We start from the raw sequence: 20,395 nt of genomic DNA, 5'->3' as shown, positions 1-20,395 counted from the left end.
TCGCCCTTGCGCACGCCGATGGCGTACAGGAATAACTTGAGCACCATCTTCACCTCGAACTTTGACACTGGATTGCGCTCGTTCACCGCCTGCTTGCGCTGATTTTACACGGTTGAGATAAGCGATTTAAAGTGGTATTTTATGTTTAAAAAACCAGCAAGAGCGGGTGGTATGCGTTCTGAAAATCTCTTCAAACGGCAGTTCAACGAATTCCTGCGCCACGTGCAATCAGTCGGCCATGGACACCCACTTGGCTCGGAACGCGAGATCGCTCGAACGCTTGGCACCAGCAGAACGACTGTCCGCAAGTGCCTTGCTGCGGCTAAGGAGAGCGGCCTGATTTCCAGGGACGGAGCAGTCCTGCGGCAGGTAGAACCATCAGAGCTCTATTGCGAAGCCGAAACCATTCCGCCGACATTGATGGTCGAACGCGCTTTCCTGACATGGATTCTCCAATCCGATAGCGGGCCGGGTCAGACCATCAACGCGCTTCAGCTTGCACGGCAATTCGGCGTGTCGTCGACAACGATCCGCGAATTTCTGCAGAGTTTCCGGCATTTTGGCCTGATGGAGCGCGAGGCCAACGGCAAATGGGTCTTCCGCGGCATGACGCTGGAATTCGCCAACGAGCTTTCCGATATCCGCGAAATTTTCGAACTGCGATCCGTGATGCGCTTTGCGGAACTCGATGACGGCGATCCGAGCTGGAGCGAACTGCGCAGACTGCGCAGCGAGCATCTCAAATTGCTGGAGACGATCGAGACCGACTATCACCGCTTCTCGCTTCTGGACGAGCAGTTGCATCGCCTGATCAACAGTGCTTCCAGCAACCGCTTCGTCACCGAATTTTATCACGTCATCTCGCTGATTTTCTTCTATCATTATCAATGGAACAAGAAAGACGAGCGCAGCCGTAACGAAGCGGCGGTGTATCAGCATCTAGATTATATCGACGCGATCCTCTCAAGGGATCAGAAGAAAATCAACCAGACGTGTACGGCACATCTCAGCGAGGCACGCCGGACATTGCTTGCAAGCACCCGAGAAGCTCGACTTGAGAATTCGAGCACGCCGCCAGATCCGGCCTACTGAAGGGTCATACCTAGCCCGGTGTCTGCCCTCGCTGCGTAAGGATCGACGATGGAGAGCGCCCGGTTGAGAGCTTCGGCGAACCCATGAAGCGAGATGACGTAGCTCACATCGCGATCGGTATCGGCTGCAGCCAATGTCACAGTGAGATTGCGCCGGCGCCGCAGACCGGCAAGCATGGCTTTATTTAGGTTCAGCTCGACAAGACAGCCACGTGGGAAAGCGGTAGCGAATGGCGAGGCCAGACCGGGAGCAGTTTTGCCGCCTGCTGGTAGCCCGACGCTCCGCAGATAGAGTCCCTGCGGTAGAGCCAACATGCCCCGGAGACTCCCGCCCCCTGGAGTAAGTTCAATCGACAGTACCGGCGTGTTCGTCTGCAGATCATACAGCGTGTATGAAATAGCATAAGATAGCCGGGCAAGATCGGCAGTACCCTGATTGACGATGGTAAGGATCCAGTCGCCGTAACGCTCCTGCAACGCGCCTGAACTTGGGGCGCCGATGGTCGCCTTGCCAGCCATCACAATCCACTATCTGGTCGATTTATCGATATTGACCAGCCCTCCTCAACACGCATCATCACCTTGAATGGTGTTATCTCGTCCATCTTCGACCCCCTCGCGTGGCGTATCGCAATAATATTGCACGTCGCATCTCAAATTCCGGTCTTCAGAGACTGAGTGCTTGCGATCTCATATTGGCAATTTTACGCCAATGCATCCCCCATTTGGTGTAATGTTAAGCACTATTTTTGGTTATACTCAATAATTATGTCGACTATTTACTATAGTAATAATTCCCTTATTATAAGCAATACATTAATGAGCCCCATGTAATATATATCTATATATTACACACAATAAAATTTACTTTGACTTGAATTCTATTAAGGGAAATACCACCGATGTGGATTGCACGACGCGTCAAAAGCCCCTCGTCTATAAAGGAATGACGCGCGAAAGCGGATCGCTAGATAGGCGCATGATGCCTCCACTGCTGAAAACAGCGGCGCATCCTACAGGCGACAATGGCGATAGGATCTGAATCAAAGCAACCAGGAACAGCGAGCGGGCCGCTTCCATTCCTCGGAGTTCTTCAGGCATTTCAGCTTTTTGGCATCGGCCAGATTGCGCAATGTCTCGCCACGGCCACGCCCCGGCCAGGAGAAATGAACGCGATGATTGGGCCTTGCCAACCAGCAGATTTGGATAGCGCGACAAAAAAACTTGGCTGCGGGGGTGGGCAGAAAAACAATGCACGCTATGTGATGCATATGAGCGGGGAGAAATATTAGGTCTGTGGAGGAGGTCGTCCGGCACAAAGGAAGAGGATTCTGATGCCCAATTCAGTTTTGAATGCCCTGGGACAGCCACTTTACTATAGCGGCACGTCGACAGCCTACTTTTCCGCCACCGGCTCCGGCCCAGTGCTTTACGGCACCGCGGGCAATGATTCCATATGGGGCGACAACACCGTCAACGTGACGCTGATGGGCGGCACAGGCGACGACATCTATTATATCTACTCGAGCAACAATCGGGTCTCTGAAGGCCCCAATGCCGGCGTCGATACCATCAACACCTGGATGGATTACACGCTGCCCGCCAATGTCGAAAATCTTACCGTTACGGGCGACAATCGCCATGCCTATGGCAACGACGCCGACAACATCATCACCGGCGGCAGCGGCAGCCAGACCATCGATGGACGCGGCGGAAACGATGTGCTCATTGGCGGCGGCGGGGCCGATACCTTCATCATCAGCAAGGGCAACGGCAGCGATCTCATTACCGATTTCAGCGATGACGACAAGGTCAGGCTCAACCAGTATGGCCTGTCGTCCTTCGATCAGGTTGTCAGCCATTCCACGCAGGAAGGCGCCAATGTCCGGCTCGATCTCGGCAATGGCGAAAGCCTGGTCTTCGCCAACAAGACCATCTCCGACCTGCATGAAGACCAGTTTCAGCTCGGGCTCGACAGATCGTCGCTGACGCAGACCTTTTCGGATGATTTCAACACGCTCTCGCTGCACGAGGGAACGCAGGGCACCTGGGATGCTAAATACTTTTGGGCGCCGGACAAGGGCAGCAGCCTGAACGATGAGCTGCAATGGTACATCAACCCCTCTTACGCGCCGACCGCCTCGGCAAACCCGTTTTCCGTCTCCAACGGCGTTCTGACGATCACGGCAAAGCAGACGCCGGATGCGTTGAAATCGATCGTCGAGAACCATGATTACACATCCGGGCTTCTGACCACCCACTCCACCTTCTCGCAGACCTATGGATATTTTGAAATGCGGGCGGAGATGCCGCACAATCAGGGCGTCTGGCCTGCCTTCTGGCTGCTGCCGGAGGATGGCTCCTGGCCACCGGAACTCGATGTGGTGGAGATGCGGGGGCAGAACCCCACCACGGTGAATGTCACGGTCCATTCGAATGCCACCGGCGAGCACACGAAGACGTCCATTCCGGTGGAAGTGCCGAGTACGAACGGCTTCCATAATTACGGCGTGCTCTGGGACAAGGATCAGATCGTCTGGTATTTCGACGACGTTGCCGTCGCCCATGCCGATACGCCGGCCGATATGCATGGTCCGATGTACATGCTGGTCGACCTCGCAGTGGGCGGCGTAGCGGGCACTCCGACGGATGGACTCCCGAACGGATCCGAGATGAAGATCGACTATATCAAGGCCTATTCGCTGGACGATCACGCCGCCCAGCTGGCCACCTCGGCGCAATCCGCCCATACGACGGACTGGCATATCTGACGGGGATCAAGGTCCCCTGAATATCCGAGCGGCAGGCATCCGGGTTGGGCCGGGCTGCCGTTCCACGCTATTGCTGCCGCGCGGCTCAATCCGCCGATCAATCGTGACAGCGAGATGAATTTCTTAAGTCACGACCTGGATTTGCGTCTTGACGGAATTGGCGATGAAGCATTGCTCATGCGCCAGGTGATGCAGTTCCGCTTGCATTGCGGCGGTTGGCGGCTCCCCGGCATAGACGACGGTCGGACTGAGCTCGACACGGCTAACGATCAATTTTCCGTCGACCTTCTCCATCACGCCGGTCACCTTGTCGGTATAGCTCTCGACGACAATCCGTTTGGGCGCGGCGAGCGAGAGAAAAGTCAACATGTGGCAGCTGGAGATCGCCGCGATATAGGCCTCCTCCGGATCGACGTTGGCTTCCACAGAATAGGGAAGCGGAACGATATGCGGCGAAGCCGACGCCGGCACGACCTGGCCGCCATCGAAGCGCCAGATGTGGGCGCGGCTGTAGCGTTTGTCGGTAAATACAGCTCCATCTCGCGCCCAATGTACCTCGACGGTCATTTTCATGATCAATCATCCTTTGTCGGCATGGAAAGAAGTCTTGCAGTCGTTTGAGTAAGATGGCGGCGAAGATGCTCCACAGCTGCCGAGATATCGTGCCTCGTACAAGCGGCAACGATTGCAGCATGCTCCTCGAAAAACTCTGTACGCTCCTGGGCGCCCGCCTTTTGATGAAGGCACGCACGCCGGGATTCCCGCCGAAGCGCTTCTATGGTTCCAAGCAATCGAGTATTTTTACAACCGCTATACAGGGCGCTATGGAATTGATGGTCGAGCTCTTCAATCCGCAATGGATCGTATTCTGCGAATAGCTCATCGTTGAGCTTTTCAGCCTTCCGCAGGGTGGCGGGCGAGAGCAATGGGGCCGACTGCTCCATGGCAGCGGCCTCAAGGATAGCACGAAGTTCGGTAAGTTCAGTCGCCTCACGTTCCGAAAGAACCGCCACCGCAAGACTGCGGTCAGGACGCCGCACGACCAAGCCGCCCCCAAGCAACCTGTTCAAAGCTTGCCTGACGGGCTGACGGCTGACGCCGAACCGCTCAGCAATCAATTCTTGTTTGAGAACTGACCCCGGCGCCAATTGGCCCGACTCGATCTCGTCCTGCAGCTCACTGAAAATCGACTTTGGATCCATGGATCCAAAGTAGGATATTCCCACGAAGTTAGTCAAGCATCTGCTATCGATATTCTCTTTGAGCGCGGCTTCTCTTGTCGCTCCACCCCGGCTAAAAGCATAATCCGAGCCTGCGACGCTGCATGCTGCCGTCCCTTCATAGGCTACGAATTGGACCTCAGCCCTAATCCTCCCTGAACGCCCGCCTAATCTGGTCGGTCATCGGCTTTGTCAGATAGGCAAGAACGCTTCTCTCGCCCGTCTGCAGAAAGGCTTCCACCGGCATGCCCGGCAATGGCGTCAGGGCTCCGAGCCTTTCCCATTCAGGCTTTGCCACCTTGACCCGCACGACATAGTAGCTTTGTCCCGAACGCTGATCCGTCGTCAGATCCGCCGAGATCGTATCGACATGCCCATTCAGCTCCGGGGTGATCCGCTGATTGAAGGCGGGAAAGCGCAGGGATACCGCCTGGCCCACGGCAATCTGGTCGATATCCTGCGGCGCAAGTTTAAGCTCCGCCACCAGCGCATCCTTATCCGGGACTATCTGCAGGATCGCTTCTGCAGGCGAGATGACGGCCCCTGCGGCATGGATGCTTAGCTGGTCGATGATACCAGCCTGAGGCGCCTTGATGTCGATCCGCTTCAAGTCATCTTCAGCCGCTACCAGACGCTCGGAAAACTGGCCGCTGTCGCTCTCGGCCTGACGCAATTGCTCGGACACTTCCGAACTGCGGTCTGCATCGATCTGCAGGATCTGCAGTTCGGTTTCCGCAATCTTGCCCCGGGTCTGGGCGATGGACGAGACGAGGTTTCCGAGATCGCCGTTCAGCGAAGCACTTTCCCGCTGCAGGGAGTAGACTTTTGTCGCCGAGATGATGCCCTGGTTGAGCAGGCCTTCGAGACTTCCGAGCTCCTTCGCAATGAGCGCGATTTCCCGCCGTTTGCCCTCTTCCTGTGCTATGAGCCCTTCGATCTCCCGGTTGAGCTGTTGAATGCGCTCGTGCAGCTGCGATTTCTGCCCTTCGCGCGATGCCTGCCGATCGAAAAAGAGCCGCCGCTCGCCGGCCAGAATGGCCGCGACATCCGCGTTTCCGGCAGATGAAAGGAGATCTGCTGGAAAGGGGATCTCCTGCTTGCCGTCGCGCTCCGCCGTTAAACGCGCCGTGCGGGCTGAAAGCTCGTTGAGCCGCTTGCGGATGATGGAGAGATTGGCTCGGGTCTGAGTGTCGTCCAGCCGGACGAGCACCTGACCCGCGGCAACATGCTCGCCGTTCTTCACGAGGATTGCGCGGACAATGCCCCCCTTCAGGTGCTTTATCGGCTTTACATAGCTGTCGACGACAAGCGTGCCGGACGCGATCACCGCGCCGGCGATCTTGGTGGCGGCGGCAAGGCCGCCCATGACACCAAACAATAGAAGGATGACCGCTACCACCAGCAGCGACAGGCGGCGGATCATACGTTCGTTCGATGACGACGAGGCCTTGCCGATCATCCGTGCGTCTCCCCACCGGCTATGGCCAGATGCGTTGTTCCGAGCTGTTTGGGCGATGGACCAAGGATATCCTTCTTTGGCCCGAATGCCTGAACCTGACCGCCGGCAATGATCAACACCGTATCGGCAGCGGCGAGAGCGCTTGGCCTGTGGGCAATGACGATTGCAATGCCGCCCCTGTCCTTCACAACTGCAAGCGCCGCCGTCAGTGCAGCCTCGCCTTCCGCATCCAGATTGGAATTCGGCTCGTCGAGAACCACCAGAAATGGATCGCCGTAAAGCGCTCTCGCCAAGGCTATACGCTGCCTCTGCCCCGCCGAAAGGCGCGATCCGCCTTCGCCGATCTTCGTATCGAAGCCGTCCGGGAGCTTGACGATCATGTCGTAGACACCGGCCGCCTTCGCCGCCGCGATGATCGGCTCCGTCGGCATGTCCTCGGCAAAACGCGAAATATTCTCGGCGATCGTGCCATCGAAGAGGTCTACATCCTGCGGCAGATAGCCGATATGCTGCCCAAGCTCGTCGGTATCCCATTGCGAAAGCGCGGCACGATCGAGCCGCACGGAGCCGATTGCAACCGGCCATAAGCCAGCAATCGCACGTGCCAGCGAAGACTTGCCCGATGCGCTCGGGCCGATGACGCCGAGTATGGTTCCCGCCGATATCTTGAACGAGACATTGCGCAGGATAAAATCGCGGCTGCCGGGCGACGTCACGGTGATATTCTCGACGCTGAGCTCGCGTGACGGCGTGGGCAAGGCGAAGGCCTGCGGCGCGGGCGGCGCGGCGTCGAGGAGTGCGGCAAGCCGCGTCCAGCCCTGGCGTGCAGCCACAAAACCCTTCCATTGGCCGATCGCAAGCTCGACGGGCGCCAGCGCCCGCGTGACCAGGATCGAACTCGCAATGATGATGCCTCCCGTTGCTTCATGGCGAATGACGAGGATCGCGCCGACGGCAAGCACACCGGATTGCAGCATCATGCGCGCGATCTTTGCGGCGATGGTCAGAGCGCCAACGCGGGTGCTCGCTATCGCCTGGTGCCTGAGGTAATCCTCATTCATAACAGCCCATTTATCGGTGAGCCGGCCGGAAAATCCCATGGCAATGGCAGCCTCCCAATTCCGCCGCGCGGCCTGGGCGAAGCCGAGACGCGCCGCGGAAGACCTGGCCGCCTCCAGGGCCGGTCGACGCGACAGCATTTCGGCAGCCACGGTAATGCCGACGAGCAGCAAGGCACCGCAAAGAGCGGTGAAACCGATCCAGAAGTGGAACAGAAAGCAAAGGAGCAGATAGAACGGCACCCAGGGCAGATCGAACAGCGCCGTCGAACCGCTGCCGGAAAGGAAGGAGCGGATCTGCTCGAGATCACGCACCGATTGCAGCCCATCGTCCGACGTCTGTTTTTTGCTCGGCAGGAACAGAAGCGCGCCGAAAACCTTCCTGTTTAGGCGCTCGTCGAGCGACATGCCGATGCGCACAAGTAGCATGGAGCGCAGGAATTCGATGAGGCCCTGAAACAGGTAGAGGGTCACGACGATGATGACGAGACCGGACAATGTCGGCAGGCTATGGCTCGGAATGACCCGATCATAAACCTGCAGCATGAAAAAGGAGCCGGTCAGCGTCAGCACATTGATGGCAGCGCTCGCCAGAGCGATGCCGATGAAGGCCTTGCGAAGCGTCGACAACATCAGCATAGCGAATGTTTGCGGCGGGTCTTTCGGGACGGCAAGCACCTTGCGTCGATCCTCAACATTGGCCGTCGCGTACGGCAGGGCTTCTGATCAAGTTCATGACGCCGCCTCCCGTTCGGCACCATAAACCTATGAGGCGATCGTCAACGGCATCAGCCGCCACTCTCGCTTCGTACCTAACCTTCGGTGATCCCATATAATTTAGGAAGTCGAAATCTGCTCGAAATGCAGTTTCGGTGAACCCAATCTTAGCATAGGACACCCTGTCCATTTGCGGGACAATTGCGCCATGAAATGGGGCAGTCGCCGGTTCCGGCAAGATGCCTTGAGCTCACATCGGCCGAAGCGGGCGACATCCCGCCGCCCGCGTGCCTGCATTCAGTCGAATTTCTCCGTCGTATCGGCCTTGCCCTTGACCCAATAGCCGGATGCCTTGATCCAGCTCAGCGGATAGCCGCGTTCTTCGACTAGGTAGGAGCGCAAGGCACGGGTGACGGAGGCTTCGGCGGCGATCCAGACGAAAGTACCCGGGGCCACATCGATCGACTGAAGTATCTTCAGAAGCGAGGACGGATCCGCTGCCTCCGAGAGAGGCCGATATGCCCAGCGCATATCCAGCTGCGCATCGGTCTGAAATGCCTGATGTTCGCCTGCATCGGCAACCGCGACGATCGCCGTTATACGCGCACCCGCTCGCGCCTCTTCAATCCGGCGGCCGATGGCCGGCAGCGCCGTCTCGTCGCCGATCAGCAGCCAATTCTCGATATCCGCGGACACGACGGCCGAGCCGCGAGGACCGCCGATCTCCAGCCTGTCGCCGACGCGAGCGTCGAGCGCCCATTGCGTGGCGGGGCCTGCCTCGTGGACGGCAAAATCGAGGACGAGCGTTCGCGCCTCGGTGTCGTATTGGCGAGGCGTATAGTCGCGCCGCTCCATCTCCGCGCCGGCACCCGGCACCATCACCTTGATGTGGTCGTCGGGCGCAAGGCTTACGAAATCGGCGAGATCTTCGCCGCCCAGCCGGATGCGCAGCATGCCGGGAGTGATCCTGTCGATGGCCGTTACCGTCAGGGAGCGCCGCTTCAGTTCATGGCGCACGCGCTCGATCTTCGGGGCAGAGATGGCCGTGTTGGAATTATGGGGGGTATCCATTGGTGTCCTTTCGAGGCGCTTCGATCTCGATCCGCAGGACACAGTCGCGCAGACCGAAGCCGCAGAGCCGTTCGATCATACGCGTTGAGTGACGTTAACGCTTACGTGGCCGAGCGATCCGGCCAGTGTGCACGTCCTCTATAGAAGAGGACGTCTTCTTGCGCAACGAAAAGATGATAATTAGAGACAAGTTTTTTGCATCAACCGCCCAGGCGGACGCCAGCTCTGCCGAGCAGGTCGGCACGACTTTTCAGAGCCGTGCCGACCTGATTGATCACTGCAGCGCCTTCTCCATCAGTCGCGCCAGGCGCTCGGCAAAAGCGCGCGGATCGGCCGGCTTGTCGCCGTCAAGAACGCGGGCCTGATCGAGCAGCAGGAAGGCCGCATCGTCGCGCAGGGACGGCGCATCCGCCTTGGCGGCAATCGCCTTGACGACCGGATGATCCATGTTGATTTCAAGGATCGGCTTGGCGCCGGACTGCAGGCGGCCAGCCCCCTGCAAGATTTTTTCCAGCTGGCGGTCATAACCCTGCTCGGACGCGACGAGGCAGACGGCGCTTTCGATCAGGCGATCGGATGCGCGGACATCGGATACTTCATCGGCAAGCTTTTGCTTGGCATAGTCGAGGAAAGCCTGGACTTCGGCGGGTGCGCTTTCGCTTTCCGGCTTATCCTCATCCTGCTTCTTGAACTGGGCGAGATCCGCGGACCCTTGCGTGATCGACTTGAAGCTTTTGCCCTCGAATTCCGGGGCATTGGTCACCCAGAAGCTGTCGACGGAATCGGTGAGCAACAGAACTTCGATGCCGCGGGCACGGAAGCCTTCGAGCTGCGGCGAAGCTTTCAGCTGCTCAAGGCTGCCACCGACGAGATAGTAGATCGACTGCAGGCCTTCCTTGGCATCCCTAATGTAGTCGGCAAGTGAACGATAGCCCTCGCCCGAAGTCGTGGTGCGGAAGCGCGAAAGCGCCAGAAGCTGAGAGCGACGCTCGAAATCTTCGTAGAGGCCTTCCTTGATAAGACTGCCGAAATTCTCCCAGATCTTCAGGAAGGCGTCGTGATCGCTCTCCGCCTGCTTCTCGATCGCCGTAATGATGCGGTTGGTGACACCCTTGCGGATCGCCGTCAGGATAGGGCTTTCCTGGATCATCTCGCGCGAGACGTTAAGCGGCAGGTCGGACGTATCGACCAGACCGCGTACGAAACGGAGATAGCGCGGCAGCAATTCCGCCTCGTCGGTGATGAAGACGCGCTTCACATAGAGCTTCATGCGACCCTTGCGATCCGGGTCGAAGAGATCGAAAGGTTGCGAGCCGGGCACGAAGGCAAGTGCCGAATATTCGTGACGACCCTCGGCGCGGAAATGCACCGTCAGCGCCGGCTCGTCATACTGGCCGGAAACGCCGCGATAGAAATCGGTATATTCTTCAGACGTGATGTCGTTCTTCGACTTCGTCCAGAGCGCGGTGCCGTCGGTCAGCTGAGTTGCTTCCTCACCCGGCTTCTCGGCGATCTTGATCGGCACCGGGACATGACCGGACTGCTCCTTGACGATGCGCTCGACGCTCCAGCGCGAGGCATAGCTTTTAGCGTCTTCCATCAGATGCAGCGTGATGCGGGTGCCGCGCGCCGGCACCTCACTGACGTCGACGGGCGCAATGCTGTAGCCGCCCTTGCCGTCCGAAGACCAAAGCCAGGCATCCTCGGCGCCGGCCCGGCGGGAGATGACGTCGACGCGATCGGCCACCATGAAACAGGAATAAAAGCCGACGCCGAACTGGCCGATGAGCTGCGCGCCCTCGCCCTGCTTGTTGGCCTCGATGCGCTCCATGAAAGCGCGTGTGCCGGAGCGGGCGATCGTGCCGAGCGCCTCGATCATCTCGTCGCGGCTCATGCCGATGCCGTTATCTTCCACGATGAGCTTGCCGCCATCGGCGTCGAGCGTCAGCAGGATGCGGCTGTCGGGATCGTTCGCAAGCAGGCCGGGCTGCGCAATCGCCTCGTAACGCAGCTTCTCGCAGGCATCGGCCGCGTTCGAGATCAGCTCGCGCAGGAAGACATCTTTATCCGAATAAACCGAGTGAACCATCATATGCAGAAGGCGGGCAACGTCGGCCTCGAAGACGTGGCTCTCGGCGGTCATTTCTGCGGTGGTGGTTGTCATATGCGTCTAATCTCCTGGGAATGTTGAAAGTCGCGCCGAACAGGTGGCGGAAGACGAGGGAAATTTCAAGCTTGAGCTGCCAATAAGGTTGGCCTTCGGCCGCGATAGAAGGTGCCGCTCCAGCTTTCCAGCCATCATGAAACGCGCGGGCGGAATATCGGAGACCTAACGGCACAAAGCCCGAAGCTTGACTTTATGAGATCAATATGAGAACATAAAGTGAACATATGGAGATATCCATGACCAAAGCCGAGCAAGTCATCGAACGTGCAATGACCTTTGTCGCTGTCTCGAAGGCCCTTCGGGAGCGCGAACAGGAACGGCGCGCCACATGGACGCGCCGTGTCGAAATCAGCCGGCCGCTACCGCCCTTGCCGCGCGCCGTTCAGCTTTCGTTGAAACTCGACAGCTGAAATGGTGGGGGTGGTAACAGCACCCGGCAGGCTGTGAAGCGCCCGCCTTTCGGCGGGCGCATGATCTTCGGATTGCTTAGGCCTTGAAGAAGGCGAGCAGGTCCGCGTTGATCACGTCCGCATGCGTCGTCGCCATGCCGTGCGGGAAGCCCTTGTAGACCTTGAGCGTGCCGTTCTTCAGCAGCTTCGAGGACAGAAGGGCCGAGTCCGCGATCGGCACGATCTGGTCGTCGTCGCCATGCATGACCAGCGTCGGCACTTCGATCTTCTTCAAGTCTTCGGTGAAGTCCGTTTCAGAGAAAGCCTTGATGCAATCATAATGGGCCTTTGTGCCGCCCATCATGCCCTGACGCCACCAATTGTCGATGACACCTTGAGAAACGGCGGCACCGGGACGATTGAAGCCATAGAACGGGCCTGAAGGAATATCACGGAAGAATTGAGCCCGGTTGGCTGCAAGCGCAGCGCGGAAGCCGTCAAAAACTTCCAGCGGCAGGCCGCCGGGGTTCTTATCGGACTTGACCATGATCGGCGGTACAGCGCCGATCAACACAGCCTTGGAAACGCGGCCATGGCCGCCATACTGGGCGACATAGCGTGCAACTTCGCCGCCGCCTGTCGAATGGCCGACATGAATGGCGCCCTTGAGATCGAGATGCTCGGCAAGGGCCGCGACATCGGCGGCATAGGTATCCATTTCATTTCCGGTCGCCGTCTGGCTGGAGCGGCCATGGCCGCGGCGGTCGTGAGCGATGACGCGGTAGCCCTGGTGAAGGAAGAAGAGCATCTGGGCGTCCCAATCGTCGGAACTCAGGGGCCATCCGTGATGGAAGACGATCGGCTGGCCCGTCCCCCAGTCCTTGTAGAAGATCTGCGTCCCGTCCTTGGTGGTGATCGTGCTGCTGCTCATTGTGTCCTTACCTTTCGAAGTTGATTGCTTTGTAGAGGCTTGTGCAGGTTGAGCGAAGGGGCTGACAGCTGCAGCGGCGGCAAGGCCAAGCCCGGCTGTCATAACGCCCCGACGAGTAGCTTGAGGGATCGACTGGCTCATTTCAATCTCCACTTAAATTTATCGTGCGATTTATTATCGCGGCATCTATATGCCTAGTGCATTTCGACTCTTATGTCCATAAGAGAATTATCTAGCGATTATTTATTGCGATAATTAATCGAAGAGCGGCGATCTGGGCTCGCGGACTTGTGAAGCCACATCGGTCTTTTGAACGAGAGTTTCGAAATCAGCCCCTGCTTAACTGCTCATAACTGCACAACAATTATTGCATGGGCTTATCGACAAAATGCGCGATCGCGAACTGTGCAACGCGTTCGTTCGACTTCCTCGCATCGTCGAGCCAGAACGGGAAAATCTGCCATTGATGGATCATTCCCGGCCAAACTTCCAGGCTCACATTGCCGCCCGCCTGGCGTACCTTGTCCGCAAACCGCGAGATATCATCGAGCAGTGCCTCACGCCCGCCGACCTGGATCAACAGTGGGGGAAACCCCGAGACATTGCCATAGAACGGCGACATGTCGGGATCGGCAGCGGGGCGATCACGCGCGGACGCATCATGGATGAGGGTCAGCTCGGCCTTGTTCATGAAAGGGTCACTGGCGGCGTTGGCGGCCAGGGACGCCCCCGTTGCGGCGAAGTCGGTGATCGGGCTCATAGCAACCACAGCAGCGGGAAGCGGACCACTCAGCCTAAGCTGGTTCAAAACGACTTCGATGGCCAGAGTTGCGCCAACCGACTCGCCGGCGATAACGATGTTGCCGGCCTTGTATCCCGATGTCAGAAGCCAGCGATAAGCCGCAATGGCATCATCTCTTTGCGCGGGGAAGCGATTTTCGGGAGCAAGGCGATAGTCGACCAACAGCACATCGGCCGAGGTCGCCTTGGCGAACGAACCCGCTATGTTGGCATGCGTCCGAAGCGAGCCGCTATAGAAACCGCCGCCATGCAGATAAAGAATGGCGCGTCGGCCGATTGGATGATGCAACCGAGCCGGCCAGATGAGATCACCATCCACACCGTTGGCGTCGACACGCCGTATCTGGACACGCGCCGGGCCTGGCGTCGATGCCATGAGCTTCTCGAAGCCGGAGCGGCGCTGCAACAGATCGGTTCCGGACACCGCACCGCTATCGCGCAAAGTGCCGATCAGCTTCTCGATCTGCTCGCTTGAAGCCTTAGTCTGTGGGGCGATCTCGGAGGTTTCGGCGGCTGCAGCTTGCGATATCAACCATGGGCCTGCGCCTATCAGAACGGCCATTGCCATGATGAAGCAACATATCCAGCGCAGTGATCGGAACTCGTTCATCAAATAAGCCTTTTCCCCGCAAGGCCGTGGACGCCATCGTGATGCCACGGTCGCAGAAAAGCTATTTGTGTCAAGTATGATGGGCGAGATGAGACTGGAATTCCATTCATCCGCCTGCCCATCATTCATCGCCTCGACATGATCAACCGATGATCACTTCCCTATCGGCGCTCCGTTTCATTGAGGTGACAGCGCCGGTGGACAAGTCCTTTCATTCAGCCCCATGTCTGGCCGCCGCGAGGCGAGCGATGATCGCCTGCCGTGCCATTCTCGAGCCCGCAAGGCGCTGCCTGGTTCTGGCCAACACCTCAACGCTGGCCTTCTCGGGCAATCCGGAATGAAATGGCGGCTCGGGCGCGTATTCCAGCGACAACTGGATCGCTGCGGCCTCCTCCCGACCGCGCAAGGCGGCAACGATCGTCAGTCCGAAATCGATACCGGCCGTAACGCCGCCCGCGGTGAAGAGATTGCCATCCTGTACGACGCGCCCCGGCGTGGCAACGGCTCCGAAACTCTCGAGGAAATCAAGCGCATTCCAATGGCTCGTGGCTTTCTTTCCCTTGAGCAGGCCGGCCGCTCCAAGGACGAGAGAACCGGTGCACACCGATGTCGTGAAGCGCGCTTGGGTCGCTTGTTCCCGGACGAAGCCCAGGACGGCCGCATCCTCCAGCAATGCATTGACGCCCACGCCGCCTGGCACGCAGATCACATCGAGCGGCGGGCATTCCGCAAACGTCGTTGTCGGCTGCAACACCAGCTTCGTTGCCGACACGATGGGCGACGTGTCCTTCCACAAGAGATGCACCTCCGCATCATCCATCGAGGCGAAGACTTCGTAGGGTGCAGTCAGATCGAGTTGCTGGACACCTGGAAAGGCAAGCAGGCCGAAGCGGATGGTCATGGCATGTCTCCGATGATTGACTTTTCCAAGCCTATGCGACAATGCTCTGGCACATTTGCCAAACCACCGTCATTTTTTGCCAATCATGCGCCGCATCGAAATTCTTGCCTTCGACAACGCCCAACTGCTTGATATCACCGGTCCGCTGCAGGTTTTCACCAGCGCCAACGAGGCGGCGCGTGAGCTCGATCAGCAGAAACCCTACGAAGCCATCGTGGTCGCGGAAAACCCACAGACCCGAACCAGCTCAGGTCTGGCGCTGATGACCGCGCCATTCGGCAGTAGCGATATTCCGCTCGACACCTTGATCATCGCCGGCGGCTGGGGCGTCAATAAAGCCTGTGAGAACCTCGGCCTGATCGAATGGGTACGCCGGCGAGCCGCAAATGCTCGTCGGATAGCCTCCGTGTGCAGCGGCGCCTTTCTGCTTGCGGAAGCCGGTCTTCTGGATGGGCGGCGGGCAGCGACCCATTGGAATCGTTGCGAAGAATTTGCCAAGCGTTTTCCGCAGGTGAAGCTCGAGCCCGATCCGATCTTTGTCCAGGACGGGCAGATCTGGAGTTCCGCCGGCGTGACTGCCGGCATCGATCTTTCACTTGCTTTGGTCGAGGCCGATCTCGGCCGTTCGCTGGCGCTTTCCGTGGCTCGCGAACTCGTCGTCTTCCTCAAGCGACCGGGCGGTCAGGCGCAGTTCAGTGTGGCGCTGAAGCTCCAGGACGGCGGCGAACGCTTCGACCGTCTGCATGGCTGGATCATGGACAATCTGCGCTCCGATCTTTCCCTGCCGGCGCTTGCCGAGCAGGCGAATATGAGCGCACGCAGCTTCTCTCGCCATTATCTGAAAGCGACCGGACGGACGCCTGCGCGCGCGGTGGAGGAAATCCGCATCGAGGCAGCCCGCCGCCTTCTGGAAGAAGGCCTGAGCGTCCATCAGGCGCGCATGCGCTGCGGCTTCAGTTCTGAAGAAACCATGCGGCGCAATTTCATGCGGAAATTCGGGACCACGCCGCAGGCATTTCGCGATCATTTTGCTTGAAGCCAGTCTGCGACTGGCAAACATTTGCTCACACCCTCAAGCGAAATGGCCTTTATGCATAAATATGGTCGCTGCGCTCTTTCCCAGACATTCGGGTTCATCATAGGCTGCCGCAACCGGATTCCACACGAGGCTTAAGTAAGATGGCGGTACACCGTTTCGCCCCCACCCATTATCACAATGTCATCGGCTCGCTGCCACCGGCCTTGCATGTTGCCGATGGCGATACCGTTGTTACCGAAACCCTTGATGCCGCCGGCTACGACAAACATGACATCAACCGCATATCGGGGCCGAACCCGATGAACGGGCCGATCTTCGTCGAAGGCGCGGAACCGGGAGATTCTCTCAAGGTCGAGATCCTCGCAATGGTGCCGACGCGCGATACGGGCTTCACCCGCAGTGTGGTGGCGAGCAACGTCGTCGACCCGCATGACGTGCGCGACTTGCCGGCGAGCAAGAAGGTGTACTGGCAGATCGACCGCCAGAATCTTACGGCGCGACTGGCCGAACCGGTGGCAGGTCTCGAAACTCTTACTCTGCCGCTTGCTCCGATGATCGGCTGCTTCGGGGTCGCGCCGTCTCTCGGTCAGGCCATATCGACGGCCACCAGCGGCGAATTCGGCGGCAACATGGATTATCGTCTGCTCGGGCCAGGGACGACCATCTGGTTTCCAGTAGCGGCACCTGGCGCGCTTTTCTTTCTCGGCGACTGCCATGCCGTGCAAGGAGACGGCGAGATCGTCGGCACCGGTATCGAGACTACTTTCGAAGTGACGGTGCGCCTCAGCGTCGAAAAGAAAAAGACGATCGTCTGGCCGCGCGGCGAGACGGCAGAGGATATTTTCACCATTGGCAATGCCCGGCCGCTCGATCAGGCTCTGCAACACGCCACCAGCGAAATGCTACGCTGGCTCGGCTCAGATTACGGTCTCGACAAGACTCCGGCCAGCCACCTGCTCGGTCAGGTCGTGCGCTACGATGTCGGCAACGTCTTCGACCCCGCCTACACGATGGCCTGCCGCGTTTCTAAATCCTGGCTGAAACGCCGATAGAATATCAGCTTGCGTCTTGGGAAAGGTCGCGCCGCTGGCGCGACACATTGCTTTCCTGCCGCTCCCGCGCCATGCGGCTGACGGCGGCACGCAGCTGTGGATGCCGCGACATGAACAGATTGAAGTCGCGGCGATCCAGCACGAAGAGCTGACAGAAATCGACAGCAACGACATCGGCCGTGCGGCGCGCGCCCGTCAATAGCGCCATTTCGCCGAAAAAGGCGCCGGCGCCGAGCCGAATCTCGTCATCCTCCAGCTGTACCTCAACAGCGCCCGAAGCGATGAAGAACATGCTGTCGCCGCGATCGCCGGTTCTGATCACCCGGTCGCCGGGCGACGCCGATCTCGGGCGGAAGAGCAGCAGAAGCTCCTCATGCTCGTTATCATCAAGTTCGGCAAACATCGGGAAGGTTTCGATGAGCTGCTCGATCTCGAGATGATGCTGGCGATCCCGCTCCTCGCGCTGCTTGTTGATGACGGCCAACTGGCGGCGAAGAGCCTCCTGCTTGGCCATGCCATATTTGTTCGCCAAGAAGGGCCAGCGCGCAAAGGCCCAGTTTTCCAGCTTTTCCGTGGCATAGAAAGCCAGCGGATTGAGCGTGATCGACAGGATCGCACCGGCAAGGATGAGATCCTGCCCTTCCCGCGTCAGCAGCCCGAGCGAGACGCCGAGGCCGGCCAGAATGAAGGAGAACTCACCGATCTGCGCAAGTCCGGCCGCAACTGCAAAGCCGATGCTGGCGGGATAGCGCAGCAGCAGCACGACACAGAAAGCAATCAACGCCTTGCCGAGCATGATCAGAGCAAGCACGCCGATAATCATCAGCGGTTCGCGGATCAAAACCGACGGATCGAAGAGCATGCCGACGGACACGAAGAACAGCACCGAAAAGGCATTCTGCAATGGCAGGGAGTCGGCCGCCGCCCTGTGGCTGAGATGCGATTCACTCATCACGAGGCCGGCAAAGAAGGCGCCGAGCGCAAAGGATACGCCGAAGATTTCTGCTGCACCGAAAGCAATGCCGAGCGCAATTGCCAGCACCGACAGCGTGAAAAGTTCGCGCGAACCGGTGCGTGCAACCGAGGTCAGGAGCCATGGCACCACACGCGGGCCAATGAAGATCGCGACAGCCGCGAAGGCTGCGACTTTGAGCAGCGTCATGCCGATCGTCAGCCAGATCGAACCGGAAGCGGCGTGGCCACCGGCATCCGCATGACCGCCCAAAACACCGGCAAAGGCCGGCAAGAGCACGAGCGCAAGCACCATGGCCAGATCTTCGACAATCAGCCAGCCGACGGCGACACGGCCATTGGTCGAACTCACGAGATTGCGTTCTTCCAATGCCTTCAAAAGCACGACGGTACTGGCAACGGCCAGGCTCAGGCCGAAGACCACGCCGGCGCCGACGCTCCAGCCCCATAGCGACGTCAAACCCACACCGAGCAGCGTCGCAATCGCAATCTGGCCGATGGCTCCGGGAATGGCGACGCCGCGTACCGCCAGCAAATCAGCGGCCGAGAAATGCAGGCCGACGCCGAACATCAGCAGGATGACGCCGATCTCGGCCAATTGCGATGCGAGGGAAACATCGGCGACGAAACCAGGGGTGGACGAGCCTATGATGACGCCAGCCACCAGATAGCCGACCAGCGGCGGCAGATGCAGCCTGTCGGCCAGATAGCCGAAAATGGCCGCGAATACGAAGCCCGCGGCAATCAATGCGATCAATGCAACGTCGTGCGGCACGGCTGTCCTTCCCGTTTCACGGCGTTAAAGCCTGTTTCCCTCTTTGAAAGGCTACCTAGCATCGCTTTTGCCAGGCCGTCTACGGGAGATATAAAACCTAAGGGAAAACATCGCCTTGCCGATGCACGAAGCCTGTAGTGGGCTTGCGACAAGGCGATGGGACAGTGAAAGCCTACTGCTTGAGAACGATCTGCAATTTGACGTCGGTCGGACGGGCTTCGACAGCGCGATCGAAAGCCTTGATCGAGTCCTCGAAGTCGAATGTTTCGGAGATCAAGGGCTTCAGATCGACTCGACCGGAGGCGATCAGCGCGATCGAACGCTCATACTGATGCGCGTAGCGGAAGACCGTTTCGATGCGGATCTCCTTGGTTGACGCCGTCGAGACGTCGAAGCCGACCGGATTGACCGGCAGGCCGACAGCGACGATGACACCGCCGGGGCGCGGCAGCGCCATCACCGTTTCCCACGCCTTCGGCGAGCCCGAGCATTCGAAGATGGCATCCGCACCCCAGCCATCGGTCAGGCGGTCGACCTCTTCGACGAGGCTCTTCTCGCGAATATTAACCGGAATGACGCCCTGATACTGCGCGGCGATATCGAGTTTCGGCTGGGCGAGATCGGCGACGATCGCCCGCGCGCAGCCGCCGGCAAGGGCTGCAACCGCAACCATGATACCGATCGGGCCGGCGCCGAGTACGACGGCGGTGTCGCCAGGCGTGATGCGCGCCTTGGTAGCAGCCTGCATGCCGACAGCGAAGGGCTCGACCATCGCTCCTTCCGCAAAGCTGACGTTATCGGGCAGCTTGAAGGTGTAGTTGGCCGGGTGCACGACGAAGGGGGTCAGCACGCCATGGATCGGCGGTGTCGCCCAGAAGGTGACGGCCGGATCGACATTGTACATGCCGAGACGGCTGGCTTTGGAATTGGCATCGGGAATGCCGGGCTCCATGCAGACACGGTCGCCGATCTTCAGATGCGTCACGCCTGCGCCCACTTCCACCACCGTTCCTGCCGCTTCGTGTCCAAGCACCATCGGCTCGTTGACGATGAAGGGGCCGATTTTTCCGTGGGTGTAATAATGCACATCCGATCCGCAGACGCCGACCGTATGGATCTTGATCTTCACCTGGTCCGGCCCGACCTCCTGCGGCAGATCGATATCGCGGATCGCCAGCTCATGCTGACGTTCCAAAACCAGGGCGCGCATCTTGCTCATTTGCCTTTTCCTCTTCCAAAGCAACCAATGTCCCGCTGATACGGGGCACGAAATCCTTGTTCGTTATATCGTCTGAGCCCGCATCATAAAACGCTCTTTAGGCTCTTGCAGATGAAGTTCGACGGCTCTCTTCGGCCCTCAAAGTATGCCTC

General features: G+C 58.9%; 17 protein-coding genes. 5 read left to right on the top strand and 12 right to left on the bottom strand.

Annotated elements, in window-relative coordinates; genetic code table 11:
* The first annotated feature begins 171 nt into the window (after window positions 1–171).
* Complete coding sequence (locus AC13QE_RS03125; RefSeq protein ID WP_488482534.1) at window positions 172–1,092, top strand: GntR family transcriptional regulator; 921 nt, start codon at window positions 172–174, stop codon at window positions 1,090–1,092.
* Here the strand turns inward: AC13QE_RS03125 and AC13QE_RS03120 are convergent.
* Window positions 1,086–1,610, bottom strand: coding sequence for an invasion associated locus B family protein (locus tag AC13QE_RS03120; protein ID WP_488482533.1), 525 nt, complete (start codon window positions 1,608–1,610; stop codon window positions 1,086–1,088). The two genes, AC13QE_RS03125 and AC13QE_RS03120, sit on opposite strands and share 7 nt — an antisense overlap.
* A gap of 815 nt (window positions 1,611–2,425) precedes the next feature.
* On the opposite strand from AC13QE_RS03120, the gene eglC reads away from it, so the two are divergent.
* The gene (eglC, locus tag AC13QE_RS03115) at window positions 2,426–3,862 is read left to right on the top strand and encodes an endo-1,3-1,4-beta-glycanase EglC (protein ID WP_488482532.1); all 1,437 of its coding nucleotides are present in this window, start codon (window positions 2,426–2,428) and stop codon (window positions 3,860–3,862) included.
* Between the two features lie 123 nt (window positions 3,863–3,985).
* Here the strand turns inward: eglC and AC13QE_RS03110 are convergent, their stop codons facing one another.
* The 6 genes from AC13QE_RS03110 to htpG form a co-directional block, all read right to left on the bottom strand.
* Window positions 3,986–4,435, bottom strand: a complete 450-nt coding sequence (locus AC13QE_RS03110) for an OsmC family protein (protein WP_488482531.1) — start codon at window positions 4,433–4,435, stop codon at window positions 3,986–3,988.
* 2 nt (window positions 4,436–4,437) lie between these two features.
* Window positions 4,438–5,100 carry a GntR family transcriptional regulator gene (locus AC13QE_RS03105; RefSeq protein ID WP_488482530.1) on the bottom strand — a complete coding sequence of 221 codons (663 nt, stop codon included), beginning with the start codon at window positions 5,098–5,100 and terminating at the stop codon, window positions 4,438–4,440.
* Between the two features lie 127 nt (window positions 5,101–5,227).
* Window positions 5,228–6,541, bottom strand: coding sequence for an HlyD family type I secretion periplasmic adaptor subunit (locus AC13QE_RS03100; RefSeq protein ID WP_488482529.1), 1,314 nt, complete (start codon window positions 6,539–6,541; stop codon window positions 5,228–5,230).
* Entirely contained in the window at window positions 6,538–8,277 is a 1,740-nt protein-coding gene (locus tag AC13QE_RS03095; RefSeq protein WP_488482528.1) for a type I secretion system permease/ATPase, read from the bottom strand. Before AC13QE_RS03095 ends, AC13QE_RS03100 begins: the two co-directional genes overlap by 4 nt.
* A 336-nt stretch (window positions 8,278–8,613) precedes the next feature.
* The gene (locus AC13QE_RS03090) at window positions 8,614–9,387 is read right to left on the bottom strand and encodes a siderophore-interacting protein (protein ID WP_488482527.1); all 774 of its coding nucleotides are present in this window, start codon (window positions 9,385–9,387) and stop codon (window positions 8,614–8,616) included.
* A 274-nt stretch (window positions 9,388–9,661) separates the two neighbouring features.
* Window positions 9,662–11,551, bottom strand: coding sequence for a molecular chaperone HtpG (htpG, locus tag AC13QE_RS03085; RefSeq protein WP_488482526.1), 1,890 nt, complete (start codon window positions 11,549–11,551; stop codon window positions 9,662–9,664).
* Between the two features lie 239 nt (window positions 11,552–11,790).
* Between htpG and AC13QE_RS03080 the strand changes: the two genes are divergently transcribed.
* Window positions 11,791–11,964: a hypothetical protein gene (locus AC13QE_RS03080; RefSeq protein WP_015342656.1), complete on the top strand. Its 174-nt coding sequence runs from the start codon at window positions 11,791–11,793 to the stop codon at window positions 11,962–11,964.
* Window positions 11,965–12,040: 76 nt separating this feature from the next.
* Here the strand turns inward: AC13QE_RS03080 and AC13QE_RS03075 are convergent, their stop codons facing one another.
* From AC13QE_RS03075 to AC13QE_RS03065, 3 genes are all read right to left on the bottom strand, one after another.
* Entirely contained in the window at window positions 12,041–12,874 is an 834-nt protein-coding gene (locus tag AC13QE_RS03075; RefSeq protein ID WP_132717910.1) for an alpha/beta fold hydrolase, read from the bottom strand.
* 364 nt (window positions 12,875–13,238) lie between these two features.
* Entirely contained in the window at window positions 13,239–14,243 is a 1,005-nt protein-coding gene (locus AC13QE_RS03070; protein ID WP_488482525.1) for an alpha/beta hydrolase, read from the bottom strand.
* A 253-nt stretch (window positions 14,244–14,496) separates the two neighbouring features.
* Window positions 14,497–15,186 carry a DJ-1/PfpI family protein gene (locus AC13QE_RS03065; RefSeq protein WP_488482524.1) on the bottom strand — a complete coding sequence of 230 codons (690 nt, stop codon included), beginning with the start codon at window positions 15,184–15,186 and terminating at the stop codon, window positions 14,497–14,499.
* A gap of 85 nt (window positions 15,187–15,271) precedes the next feature.
* Between AC13QE_RS03065 and AC13QE_RS03060 the strand changes: the two genes are divergently transcribed.
* Both AC13QE_RS03060 and AC13QE_RS03055 read left to right on the top strand, forming a co-directional pair.
* A complete protein-coding gene (locus AC13QE_RS03060; protein WP_488482523.1) occupies window positions 15,272–16,222 on the top strand; it encodes a GlxA family transcriptional regulator in 951 nt (316 codons plus the stop codon).
* A 143-nt stretch (window positions 16,223–16,365) separates the two neighbouring features.
* Window positions 16,366–17,277 (top strand): acetamidase/formamidase family protein, encoded by a 912-nt coding sequence (locus AC13QE_RS03055; RefSeq protein ID WP_488482522.1) that lies wholly within the window; start codon window positions 16,366–16,368, stop codon window positions 17,275–17,277.
* A gap of 4 nt (window positions 17,278–17,281) precedes the next feature.
* On the opposite strand, the gene AC13QE_RS03050 is transcribed toward AC13QE_RS03055, so the two are convergent.
* Together AC13QE_RS03050 and AC13QE_RS03045 are read right to left on the bottom strand one after the other, a co-directional pair.
* The gene (locus AC13QE_RS03050; RefSeq protein WP_112603396.1) at window positions 17,282–19,024 is read right to left on the bottom strand and encodes a cation:proton antiporter domain-containing protein; all 1,743 of its coding nucleotides are present in this window, start codon (window positions 19,022–19,024) and stop codon (window positions 17,282–17,284) included.
* 172 nt (window positions 19,025–19,196) lie between these two features.
* Entirely contained in the window at window positions 19,197–20,243 is a 1,047-nt protein-coding gene (locus tag AC13QE_RS03045) for an NAD(P)-dependent alcohol dehydrogenase (protein WP_488482521.1), read from the bottom strand.
* Between the last annotated feature and the right edge of the window lie 152 nt (window positions 20,244–20,395).

It is taken from the genome of Martinezella sp. CNPSo 3957 (assembly GCF_057784395.1).
This window is presented reverse-complemented; position numbering and strand designations above follow the sequence as displayed.

Bases quoted from the DNA above. Each gene is read 5' to 3' on its own strand.
- AC13QE_RS03070 (WP_488482525.1), bottom strand. From the start codon at position 14,243: ATGGCAATGGCCGTTCTGATAGGCGCAGGCCCATGGTTGATATCGCAA.
- AC13QE_RS03045 (WP_488482521.1), bottom strand. From the start codon at position 20,243: ATGAGCAAGATGCGCGCCCTGGTTTTGGAACGTCAGCATGAGCTGGCG.
- AC13QE_RS03100 (WP_488482529.1), bottom strand. From the start codon at position 6,541: ATGATCGGCAAGGCCTCGTCGTCATCGAACGAACGTATGATCCGCCGC.
- AC13QE_RS03065 (WP_488482524.1), bottom strand. From the start codon at position 15,186: ATGACCATCCGCTTCGGCCTGCTTGCCTTTCCAGGTGTCCAGCAACTC.
- AC13QE_RS03110 (WP_488482531.1), bottom strand. From the start codon at position 4,435: ATGAAAATGACCGTCGAGGTACATTGGGCGCGAGATGGAGCTGTATTT.
- htpG (WP_488482526.1), bottom strand. From the start codon at position 11,551: ATGACAACCACCACCGCAGAAATGACCGCCGAGAGCCACGTCTTCGAG.
- AC13QE_RS03090 (WP_488482527.1), bottom strand. From the start codon at position 9,387: ATGGATACCCCCCATAATTCCAACACGGCCATCTCTGCCCCGAAGATC.
- eglC (WP_488482532.1), top strand. From the start codon at position 2,426: ATGCCCAATTCAGTTTTGAATGCCCTGGGACAGCCACTTTACTATAGC.
- AC13QE_RS03055 (WP_488482522.1), top strand. From the start codon at position 16,366: ATGGCGGTACACCGTTTCGCCCCCACCCATTATCACAATGTCATCGGC.
- AC13QE_RS03120 (WP_488482533.1), bottom strand. From the start codon at position 1,610: ATGGCTGGCAAGGCGACCATCGGCGCCCCAAGTTCAGGCGCGTTGCAG.
- AC13QE_RS03080 (WP_015342656.1), top strand. From the start codon at position 11,791: ATGACCAAAGCCGAGCAAGTCATCGAACGTGCAATGACCTTTGTCGCT.
- AC13QE_RS03125 (WP_488482534.1), top strand. From the start codon at position 172: ATGCGTTCTGAAAATCTCTTCAAACGGCAGTTCAACGAATTCCTGCGC.
- AC13QE_RS03060 (WP_488482523.1), top strand. From the start codon at position 15,272: ATGCGCCGCATCGAAATTCTTGCCTTCGACAACGCCCAACTGCTTGAT.
- AC13QE_RS03075 (WP_132717910.1), bottom strand. From the start codon at position 12,874: ATGAGCAGCAGCACGATCACCACCAAGGACGGGACGCAGATCTTCTAC.